The sequence below is a fragment of the Bacteroides propionicifaciens DSM 19291 = JCM 14649 genome (genome assembly GCF_000375405.1).
Lineage (GTDB): Bacteria > Bacteroidota > Bacteroidia > Bacteroidales > Bacteroidaceae > Bacteroides_E > Bacteroides_E propionicifaciens.
In genome coordinates, this window is the sequence record NZ_AQWS01000006.1 from 77,542 (window position 1) to 87,930 (window position 10,389).

The 10,389-nt window shown below is 38.9% G+C and carries 9 protein-coding genes; 6 read left to right on the top strand and 3 right to left on the bottom strand.

Features of this window, described 5'->3' with window-relative positions; translation table 11 throughout:
* The first annotated feature begins 13 nt into the window (after positions 1–13).
* From ilvB to B091_RS0103000, 4 genes are all read left to right on the top strand, one after another.
* Positions 14–1,747, top strand: coding sequence for a biosynthetic-type acetolactate synthase large subunit (gene ilvB / locus B091_RS0102985; RefSeq protein WP_018108524.1), 1,734 nt, complete (start codon positions 14–16; stop codon positions 1,745–1,747).
* A 6-nt stretch (positions 1,748–1,753) separates the two neighbouring features.
* Positions 1,754–2,302, top strand: coding sequence for an acetolactate synthase small subunit (gene ilvN / locus B091_RS0102990; protein WP_018108525.1), 549 nt, complete (start codon positions 1,754–1,756; stop codon positions 2,300–2,302).
* A gap of 38 nt (positions 2,303–2,340) precedes the next feature.
* Positions 2,341–3,387, top strand: coding sequence for a ketol-acid reductoisomerase (ilvC, locus tag B091_RS0102995; RefSeq protein ID WP_018108526.1), 1,047 nt, complete (start codon positions 2,341–2,343; stop codon positions 3,385–3,387).
* 201 nt (positions 3,388–3,588) lie between these two features.
* Complete coding sequence (locus tag B091_RS0103000; RefSeq protein WP_018108527.1) at positions 3,589–4,167, top strand: HdeD family acid-resistance protein; 579 nt, start codon at positions 3,589–3,591, stop codon at positions 4,165–4,167.
* A gap of 85 nt (positions 4,168–4,252) precedes the next feature.
* Here B091_RS0103000 and B091_RS0103005 read toward each other — a convergent pair whose 3' ends face one another.
* Positions 4,253–4,531 carry a hypothetical protein gene (locus tag B091_RS0103005; RefSeq protein ID WP_018108528.1) on the bottom strand — a complete coding sequence of 93 codons (279 nt, stop codon included), beginning with the start codon at positions 4,529–4,531 and terminating at the stop codon, positions 4,253–4,255.
* A 272-nt stretch (positions 4,532–4,803) separates the two neighbouring features.
* A complete protein-coding gene (locus B091_RS0103010; protein ID WP_018108529.1) occupies positions 4,804–6,390 on the bottom strand; it encodes a DUF4091 domain-containing protein in 1,587 nt (528 codons plus the stop codon).
* Between the two features lie 661 nt (positions 6,391–7,051).
* Here B091_RS0103010 and pflB point away from each other — a divergent pair.
* Both pflB and pflA read left to right on the top strand, forming a co-directional pair.
* Positions 7,052–9,280: a formate C-acetyltransferase gene (pflB, locus tag B091_RS0103015; protein ID WP_018108530.1), complete on the top strand. Its 2,229-nt coding sequence runs from the start codon at positions 7,052–7,054 to the stop codon at positions 9,278–9,280.
* 85 nt (positions 9,281–9,365) lie between these two features.
* Positions 9,366–10,100, top strand: coding sequence for a pyruvate formate-lyase-activating protein (pflA, locus tag B091_RS0103020; protein ID WP_018108531.1), 735 nt, complete (start codon positions 9,366–9,368; stop codon positions 10,098–10,100).
* 59 nt (positions 10,101–10,159) lie between these two features.
* Here pflA and B091_RS0103025 read toward each other — a convergent pair.
* On the bottom strand, positions 10,160–10,389 hold a 230-nt coding region (locus B091_RS0103025), incomplete at its 5' end, for a transposase (RefSeq protein WP_026166297.1).

Here is a 10,389-nt window from a genome sequence, read left to right on the forward strand (position 1 = left end):
AAAAGAGAATGCCATGGATGTAAAAGATACCGATAAAGAGTCAATGACGGGTAGTGAGGCTTTAGTAAATTCCTTACTTGCTGCGGGTGTGGATACTATTTTTGGGTATCCAGGTGGAGCTATTATGCCGGTGTTTGATGCACTTTATCACCACAAAAAAGAGTTGAACCATATTCTTGTTCGTCATGAGCAGGGTGCGATTCATGCAGCTCAGGGTTATGCTAGAGCTTCAGGCCAAGTTGGAGTAACATTGGTTACATCTGGTCCGGGTGCTACGAATTTGATTACTGGCTTAACCGATGCGATGATGGACAGTACACCGCTGGTTGTAATTTCGGGGCAAGTCAATTCGAAGCTCTTAGGATCGGATGCTTTTCAGGAGGCCGATGTAATCAGTTTGGCACTTCCCGTAACTAAGTGGGTTGTGCAGGTGCGTAGAGCAGAAGATATTGCAACAGCCATTTCGAAGGCTTTTTACATTGCTTCGACTGGTCGACCAGGGCCAGTATTGCTCGACATCACTAAGGATGCACAGATTAATAGTTGTCAGTTTTCGTATGCCCCAACTACTTATCTGAGGAGTTATATGCCTGTTCCCGAAACAGCTGCTCATCAGATAGCTCAGGCTGCAGAGTTGATTAATTCGGCTAAACGACCATTAGTTTTACTAGGTCAAGGTGTATTATTAGGTAAGGCAGAACAAGAGGTCTTGGAGTTCTTAGAAAAGGGCGATCTTCCTTTTGCTTCGACCATGCTTGGGCTTTCGGCTATCCCCTCAAATCATCCACTCAATTTTGGTATGCTTGGCATGCATGGCAATGTATCTCCCAATATGAATACCAATGCGTGTGATGTGCTCATTGCAATAGGTATGCGTTTTGACGACCGAGTAACGGGTAGTTTAGACTCTTATGCTCCTCAGGCTAAGGTGGTTCATTTTGATATCGACTTAGCAGAACTCAATAAGAATGTAATTTGTGAAGTTACTGTTCCTGGTAACGTGAAGCAGACCATTCCACAAGTGACAACTCTGTTAAAAGCCGGCAATCACTCTGCGTGGAAGGAGAGTTTTTCTCCTTGGGATACGCAAGAGTTTGATGAGGTTATTGCAGGTGAATTATTTCCTAATACACCAGCCTTAAAAATGGGAGAGGTGGTGCATCACATTACACAGGCTACTCAAAACAAAGCAATCTGTGTAACCGATGTTGGTCAGAATCAAATGATGAGTGCGCGTTATTTTAAATTCACGGAGCCGCGAAGCCTGATTACTTCAGGTGGTCTTGGCACCATGGGGTTTGGATTGCCTGCTGGGATTGGTGCAAAGTTTGGGGCTCCCGATCGTACGGTTTGCATTTTTGTAGGTGATGGAGGTCTGCAAATGACGCTTCAAGAGTTTGGTACTATCATGCAGTATAACCTCAATGTAAAGATCATCTTGCTTAATAATAACTTCTTGGGCATGGTACGCCAATGGCAAGAGATGTTCTTTGAGAATCGCTATTCCGAAACCGAGATGGTTAATCCTGATTTTATCAAGATAGCCGAAGCCTATCGAATCAAGAGCAGAAAAGTAAGTCAGCGGAGCGAGTTAGATGAGGCTGTTCGGGAAATGTTAGCCCACGATGGAGCCTATTTCCTTGAAGCTGTAGTCGAGAACAAAGGGATGGTATTCCCCATGATACCTGCTGATAGTTGTGTGACAAATATAATTCTTAAACCTTCTTTGCAAGAAAAAGAAAAATGATGACCTATGAACGATAAAACATTATATACCCTGACGGTATTCTCTGAAAACACGGTAGGGGTATTGAGTCAAATAGCTGCAATATTTACACGCAGACAACTCAACATTGAGACCTTGTCTGTTTCTCCTTCGGCAATTGATGGGATACATAAGTTTACTATAACCACTTATGCCGAAGAAGAGCGAACATTAGAAAAACTGATCACGCAGATTGATAAACGTGTAGATATCCTCAAGGCTTTTTACAATACAGATGAAGAACTGATTTTTCAGGAGTTGGCACTCTATAAAATCAAAACAGAGAAGTTTTTGGAGTCGAGCTGTGTAGAGCAAATTGTCCGTGAGCATCATGCTCTAATCCTTGATATAAGTGAGCACGCTACTGTAATCCAAAAGACAGGACATTATCAAGAGACACAAGCACTCTTTGACGAGCTGTCTAAAGAGATTGGTGTATTACAGTTTATCCGCTCAGGAAGAGTCGGAATAACAAAATCAAAAAATGAACGATTGAGTGAGATTCTAGCTCATCGTGAATCCTTATTAGTAGAATGAAATATCTTTTTTATAAACCATATTAAACAAACGAAATTATGGCTGTTTTAAATTTTGGCGGTGTAGACGAAAAAGTAATGACCCGCGACGAATTCCCACTTAGTAAAGCACAAGAAATCCTTAAAGATGAAACAGTAGCTGTTATTGGCTACGGAGTTCAAGGACCTGGTCAGGCACTAAACTTAAAGGACAACGGAATCCGTGTGATTGTTGGTCAGCGAAAAGATAGTCCTACTTGGGACAAAGCTGTTGCTGATGGTTGGGTACCAGGAGAAACTCTTTTTGAGATTGAAGAAGCTTGCCAGCGCGGTACAATTATCCAGTATTTGTTGTCAGATGCGGCACAAATTATGGTTTGGCCTTCTGTTAAGAAGCAACTTACAGCAGGTAAAGCACTTTATTTCTCTCATGGTTTTGGTATCACTTATAAAGAGCGTACTAATATTGTACCTCCTGCTGATGTAGATGTGATCTTAGTGGCTCCTAAAGGGTCGGGCACAAGTTTGAGAAAGATGTTCCTCGAAGGACGTGGTTTAAACTCAAGCTATGCGATTTTCCAAGATGCAACGGGTAGAGCTTTTGAGCGTACTATTGCTTTGGGAATCGCTATTGGGTCGGGTTACCTCTTCGAAACTACTTTCCAACGTGAGGTGTATTCAGACCTTACAGGTGAGCGTGGTACGTTGATGGGAGCAATCCAAGGTTTGCTTCAGGCACAGTATGAAGTGTTGCGTGAGAACGGGCATACTCCATCTGAGGCTTTCAATGAGACTGTCGAAGAGCTGACCCAATCGTTAATGCCTCTATTTGCTGAGAATGGAATGGATTGGATGTATGCCAACTGTTCGACTACGGCACAGCGTGGAGCCTTAGATTGGATGACTCCTTTCTATAAAGCAACTAAACCAGTATTCGAAGAGCTTTATGAAGAAGTTGCTTCGGGTCGAGAAGCTCAACGATCTATCGATTCGAACTCTCAATCAGACTATCGTGTCAAACTTAATGAAGAGTTAAAAGCTTTGCGTGAGAGCGAAATGTGGTTAACAGGTGCTGTAGTGCGCAAGTTGAGACCGGATAATAAGTAAACTCTCTTTTTGGAGATGTAACTATTTAATAATAAACCTCAATATAAAGTTGTAATAACTACTTAATATTGAGGTTTATTAGTTCGTCATAAATATTAAATCTGGAATGTTATTTTAGTCTCTTTTTTGTAAACTAAACAGTTAATTATCTGTTATACTACTTGAATAGGTTATTAGTAATTTTTAATAAAAAAGAAGACTATGGAAATTAATATTTTCGAAAAGTTTCGTCGCAAAGCACATTATTGGTGGGTTGGGCTCTTAATTGGCTTGCTTATGTTAGGAGTTGGCATTTGGAGTTTAACGGTTCCTGCAGCTACTCTAGTGACATTAAATATTGTCTTTATTGTTAGCTTTATTGTGGGAGGTATAGGTGATATATTTTATGCTTTCTATACTCGTAAAGATCGACACGATTGGGGTTGGATTTTAGTTCAAGGTATCGTTAGTTTGGCCTTGGGTATTGTCTTGGCAGCTAATCCACTAGAGAGCGTTTATGTTCTCCTGTTCTATGTAGGCTTCTGGATGATGTTCCAATCTGTAATGATGGTTAGTTCGTCATTCTCTATGAAACGTGTGAACTGGAGTGGATGGGGTTGGATGTTAGTTTTGGGTATAATTGGGTTTATTTTCTCGTTCATACTTATTTCTAATCCAGCTGTAGCAACAGTCTTTGTTGTAACACTGTTCTCGTATGCTTTGATACTTTACGGATGCGCAAGGGTTTTCTTTGCCTTCAAGTTACGTACTTTGCACAAGGAGTTTCTAGAAGAGGTATAATCGAATTTTGAACTTGTGAGTTCTAATAAATAATGGCGGCTAGATGAAGATCTAGCCGCCATTATTTATACTCTTATGGAACAAGTTAAACTATCGACAAGAGTAGATTTTCATCTACTGTGAAGATACTTTCTCTGTGTGCGCAAGCTTCGCATAGTGGAATGATATATTCCTTTTTATCTTTCGAATCTACTTTGAGTACATGAGCCGTTTCTACTTTCTCTTGTCTTGTGGTTGTATTGCATGCTGGGCAATTAATGACCAGTTGGATTTTATGCTTGTTCTTTACCCAATATTCAGTCCATGAGCGAAAACCTTTTGGGTATTCATTATTGTCAGGGCCAAGAATGTTTTTTACTTTCATTGGATTACAATTTTAATGATTAATAGATCTATTGACAACCCGCTAAGGACGTATCTAATGGGGTTACAATAATTTCATTTTGAAATCACGATAATATACTAATAATTAATGGTTTTATCAACGTAAGAGACAACTATTATTTAATTTTACTCGTAGTTTTATCCAATAGGGAGGGTGGGGCTAAAGTTAATATATGGGTTGAGAAGTCTCTAAAGGAGCCCTACCATAACTTAATATAGTAGGGCTCGTAAAACAGGATAAAATGATTTTGCCTAAGAAGATTTACTTAGAGCGTGTTCGTTTGTTATTTTGTTAAGTAGTGCTTTAGCTTTGTCGAGCATTTCCACATAATTATCTGGATGAAATATTTTAAATGTTGCTAGAGTTGCGTCAAGCTCTTTAAGTATCTCAGGGGCTTTAGGATTAGACGATTGAGCTAACTTGTTACGTAAGATTTTGATCTTTTCAATACTTTGAATACCCTCAACCAATTTTTCAAAACGAATAGAACTCCTAGCATCAGGATAAACCATATATGTATCACCAGCTGGCCAGTTGCTTAAGCGCGAGTCTCTTAGAGGGTATTCTGTCCATGCATTGTAAGACCAACTTGAGAAGCCATCTTGGTTGTCAGTATAAGTTATACCCAATTCAGGAGCTTCTTTTTGCAACATTGCAAGGGTTAACTCCAACTCATCTGAATTGTGCTTATTTAGTGCTATATTAGTGATATTTAGCCATCCTTTTTGGGATAAATGTTCTTTGAAGCTTGCAAAGAAACTATGCCATAGCTCATTGAATATTTCAGTTCCAGGGTTAGCTTGGACAGTCACATACTCATTAGTCTTAGTATCTAAATAGTGGAGGTCATTATTGTAAGGCAACACAGAGTAGCAATTGATCATTTTAGTTATGCCTTGGTTGATCATGAATTGTACCCACTTGTCGAAAATAGTGTAGTCGTAAGTCCAAGTGCTATCTTCATTCTTAGTCCAAGTAATCATGTCGGGATAGGCATCGTAAGCTTGGTTGTTCCAAGGATCTTTATTTAATGTTGTTGTAATTACTTTTTGGCTTGCGTTGGCAAGCATCTTCATGAGTGGTTTCATCGCTTCGAAGTGAGCCTCGCTCCAAACCTCCACACCTGCAGTTCGTGCTACTGCAGCAGGATGCTGCTTAAGATCTAGATGGTAAGTCCATTTGCTTGGCTCAGGAAGTTTTTCATTTTGAACTTCAACTTCTATGTTGAAATTCTTTGATTTACAATCTTTAGCCTTAACCTCTATTGTTGCGGTATAAGTCCCAGCAGGAGTCCCCTGGGGTATTGTTATTGAAACCCATAGTGGGCGAACAGTATTAGCATCAATGTCTATGATATTGATATTATCTAATATATCGGCAGCCAATAATTGTTGCGTTACGTTGTCTTTATGTTTGTCAGTCATAACATAACGCACAAATCTAATATTTGAAATTGAAGAGGGAAGTGTGTGATTGGGCGCTTGGAAATCGGTGATGTCGAACTCCACATCTTTTATATCTTGTGTTGTCCAAAGCAATATTTGAGCCGATAAACGCTCTCCTTGCCAGCCCATGACACGCATAGTTGTTAGTGGCTCTCCAACTTTCGGCTCTACAGACTTATCATATATATTGTTGGTACTCACAAAAGATGCATTTAAGCCTTCAGAAGTTGAAGTCCATTGTGAAACTGAATCAAGCATGGGATCTGCCATTTCGGTGAATGTGCTGCTTTTTCTTGCTTTAGGTTCATTTTTTGACTGTTGGCAGCTTGTCATAAATAGAGTTGCGAGAGTCAGGGTTGAGGCCAGTATTATATTGATAGCTCGTTTGTACATTTGTTGCTAAGTTTGTTAGTTGCGGATTGTAGCTTTATTTGTAAAATAAACTCTACAATAGCAAAGATACTTTATATAGTTGGTTTTACTAAGTATAAGTGTGACCAAAAAGAACAGAGCTTATCCTAGCTTTATTCTTCTTCCAAGCTAGAGTTAAAGTGATTTTATAGAGATTAACTAATCAATCTATTCTTGCTCAAAAGCAAGAAATTATGTGATTGAAATTAAGTTTCTAGTCTGTCCTTTTCTTGAAACCAGCTAAGAGCTTAAAGGCTTATTGAAAGGTTTTAATCTGTAATAATTGGGCTGTTTATTGTAAGATGGGTATTGATAAGTAAGATAATAAGCCCTGTTATGGAATTTAAACAAACTAGTATTATTTTATCTTAATTAAAGGTGTTAAAATTTAATCCTAGTTTTGCATTAGCTGAATTCGTTTTTAATTGCTAATTTTGTGGTTCATTCAAAAAGGGGCAAAAGCTTCCTAGTTCTAAGTCACGTTAAGTGTAATATTACTGACAAGATTTTGTTTTAATACATTGGCCTTAGGTTTTATTGTTTTACATATAAAATCTTGTTGAAATGGCTTAGTTTGACATTGAGTTCGATACAATAGGTATATATCGACTAAAATAATAAACTTTATAACTTAGTATACTTTATGAATGCTTACGAAGGTTTTAAGATTGGTAAATGGGTAGATCAGATTGATGTAAATAACTTCATTGCTGAAAACTATACAGAATACACTGGAGACGAATCCTTTCTAGCTGGTCCTACAGCTGCTACAAAACAACTATGGGACACCTTATCTGAGATGTTTATCATCGAAAAAGAAAAAGGTGTATATGATGCTGAAACACGCATTCCTTCACAAATCGATAGCCACGATGCTGGTTATATCAATAAAGATTTAGAAACAATCGTAGGTTTGCAAACCGATAAACCTCTTAAGAGAGGTATCTTCCCTAATGGGGGATTGAGAATGGTTAAGCAAAGCCTTAAAGAATATGGTTACGAATTGGATAAGCAGACAGAAATGATCTTTACCAAATATCGTAAAACACATAACGAGGGTGTTTTTGCTGCCTATACTAACAGTATAAGAAAAGCAAGATCTAACTCGATAATTACAGGTCTTCCTGATGCTTATGGCCGTGGTCGCATCATCGGAGACTATCGTCGTGTTGCTCTTTATGGTGTTGATCGTTTGATTAAACAACGTCAAGATCATTTTGCAAACACTGACCCTAAAGAAATTACTGATACTATTGCTCGTGAACGCGAGGAGCTAACAGATCAAATCAATGCACTTAAGGCATTGAAAAGAATGGCTGCAGCCTATGGTATTGATATTTCTCAACCAGCTCAAACAGCTCAAGAGGCTATCCAATGGACTTATTTTGCTTACTTAGGTGCTATTAAAGACCAAAACGGTGCAGCAATGAGTTTAGGCCGTGTATCTACTTTCATGGATATTTACATTGAGAGAGATTTAAAGAACGGTGTAATCACAGAGGAGCAAGCTCAAGAAATGATGGACCATTTCGTAATGAAACTACGTTTGGTTCGTTTCTTACGTACTCCTGAATATGATGAATTATTCTCAGGTGACCCAGTTTGGGTAACCGAATCAGTAGGTGGTATGACTAATGGTGGCAAATCAATGGTTACCAAAAATAGTTTCCGTCTATTGCATACACTCTATAACTTAGGCCCATCACCAGAGCCAAACTTAACTGTTCTTTGGAGCGAAAGTTTACCTATGAACTGGAAGAAGTATTGTGCTAAAGTTTCGATTGACACTTCATCACTTCAGTACGAAAATGATGATTTGATGAGAGAACAATTGGGTAGCGACTACGGTATTGCTTGCTGTGTATCTCCAATGGAGATTGGTAAACAAATGCAATTCTTCGGTGCTCGTGCTAACCTGCCTAAAGCTCTTCTATACACTATCAATGGTGGTAAAGATGAGGTTAGCAAAGAACAAGTGACTCCAACTACTTACGAAAAAGTAGGAGGTGAGTATCTTGACTTTGATGAGGTTTGGACTAAGTTCGACAAAATGCTTGATTGGATTGCTGAAACTTATGTTAAAGCACTAAACGTAATCCACTACATGCACGATAAGTACTCTTACGAAGCCCTAGAAATGGCTCTTCACGATTTAGAAGTACGTCGTACACAAGCATTCGGTATTGCAGGTATCTCTATTGTTGCCGACTCTTTTGCTGCTATGAAATATGGTAAAGTAAGAGTAATTCGTGACGAAGAGGGTGATGCTGTTGACTATGTAGTTGAGAAAGAATACATCCCTTATGGTAATAACGACGACAACACCGACCAAATTGCTGTTCAAATCGTTCAGAACTTCATGAATAAAATCAGAAGTCATAAGATGTATAGAAACGCAATTCCTACACAATCTGTTTTGACCATTACTTCGAATGTAGTATACGGTAAGAAAACAGGTAACACACCTGACGGTCGTAGAGCTGGAGAGCCTTTTGGTCCTGGTGCTAACCCAATGCACGGTCGTGATACTCGTGGTGCAATTGCTTCACTATCATCTGTAGCAAAACTTCCTTTCGAAGATGCTAATGACGGTATTTCTTATACATTTGCGATTACTCCAAGTACACTTGGTCAAGGTTCGGACGAACAAAAAGTAAACTTAGTAGGTTTGATGGATGGTTATTTCAACCAAACAGGTCAACACCTTAATGTTAACGTGTTCGATCGTAGCTTGCTAGTTGATGCAATGGAGCATCCAGAAAAATATCCACAGTTAACAATCCGTGTTTCTGGCTATGCTGTAAACTTTATTAAGCTTACAAAAGAGCAACAGTTGGATGTTATCAATAGAACAATTACAACTAAGTTCTAAGAAAATAAAATTTGTATAATATTGAAGATAGTCGGATTGTGATATACAATTCGGCTATCTTTCTTTAATAGGAAAGGTAATAGAGATGACTAAAGCTTATATTCATTCATTCGAATCGTTTGGCACAAAAGATGGTCCAGGGATTCGCTTTGTTTTGTTTCTACAAGGTTGCCCCTTGCGTTGCTTGTTTTGTCATAACCCCGATACGTGGAAACGGAAAGACTTCAAGATGGAGTGGACTACCGATGAGGTTTTCAATGAGATTAAGAAAGTCAAGGGTTTTATTAAGAGTGGTGGAGTAACGGTCTCAGGAGGAGAGCCTCTAATGCAAGCTGAATTTATAGAGCAGCTGTTTGTCAAGTGTCATGAAGAAGGAATTCATACGGCTGTAGATACCTCTGGTTTTATGTTTAACGAGCAAATCAAGGCTACTCTAGCTGTTACTGACCTTGTGCTATTGGACGTAAAGCATATAGTACCCCATAAATACAAAGCATTGACAGGTCAATCTTTAGAACCAACATTGGAGTTTCTAGAATACTTGCAGTCAATCGATAAACCAACATGGATTCGTTATGTTCTGATTCCTGGTTATACCGACGACGAGGCTGATCTAAAGGCTTGGAGCCAGAAGATTGCTACTTACTCCAATGTAGAGCGAGTAGATTTGCTTGCCTTCCATCAGATGGGGCAGTCAAAGTGGGAGCAGATGGGCTTAAAATATGAGCTGTCTGCTATTGAGCCACCCTCAGCCGAAGAGATTGTCAGAGCTGAGACTATCATGAAGAGTTATGGCTTACCTGTTTCTCAGAGAAACTAAAACTATCTGACACTGTCTCAGGAAGTGTGTAAGTAAATTAAGCTTGGGTTGGGTTATTGTTATAGCCTGACCCTTTCTTTGTAAATAATTAGGAACTGATTTAAAATTATGCCCCAGTCCCTGATAGGCATTGACCACTTCTTTGTGGCCTCTCTAACGGCTAAATATACTGATTTCATCACAGAATCATCGGTTGGGAACGATAATTTGTTCTTGGTGTACTTTCTAATCTTGCCATTAAGATTTTCGATTAAGTTAGTTGTATAGATGACTTTTCTGATTTCTACAG

Bases quoted from the DNA above. Each gene is read 5' to 3' on its own strand.
- ilvB (WP_018108524.1), top strand. From the start codon at position 14: ATGGATGTAAAAGATACCGATAAAGAGTCAATGACGGGTAGTGAGGCT.
- ilvN (WP_018108525.1), top strand. From the start codon at position 1,754: ATGAACGATAAAACATTATATACCCTGACGGTATTCTCTGAAAACACG.
- ilvC (WP_018108526.1), top strand. From the start codon at position 2,341: ATGGCTGTTTTAAATTTTGGCGGTGTAGACGAAAAAGTAATGACCCGC.
- B091_RS0103000 (WP_018108527.1), top strand. From the start codon at position 3,589: ATGGAAATTAATATTTTCGAAAAGTTTCGTCGCAAAGCACATTATTGG.
- B091_RS0103005 (WP_018108528.1), bottom strand. From the start codon at position 4,531: ATGAAAGTAAAAAACATTCTTGGCCCTGACAATAATGAATACCCAAAA.
- B091_RS0103010 (WP_018108529.1), bottom strand. From the start codon at position 6,390: ATGTACAAACGAGCTATCAATATAATACTGGCCTCAACCCTGACTCTC.
- pflB (WP_018108530.1), top strand. From the start codon at position 7,052: ATGAATGCTTACGAAGGTTTTAAGATTGGTAAATGGGTAGATCAGATT.
- pflA (WP_018108531.1), top strand. From the start codon at position 9,366: ATGACTAAAGCTTATATTCATTCATTCGAATCGTTTGGCACAAAAGAT.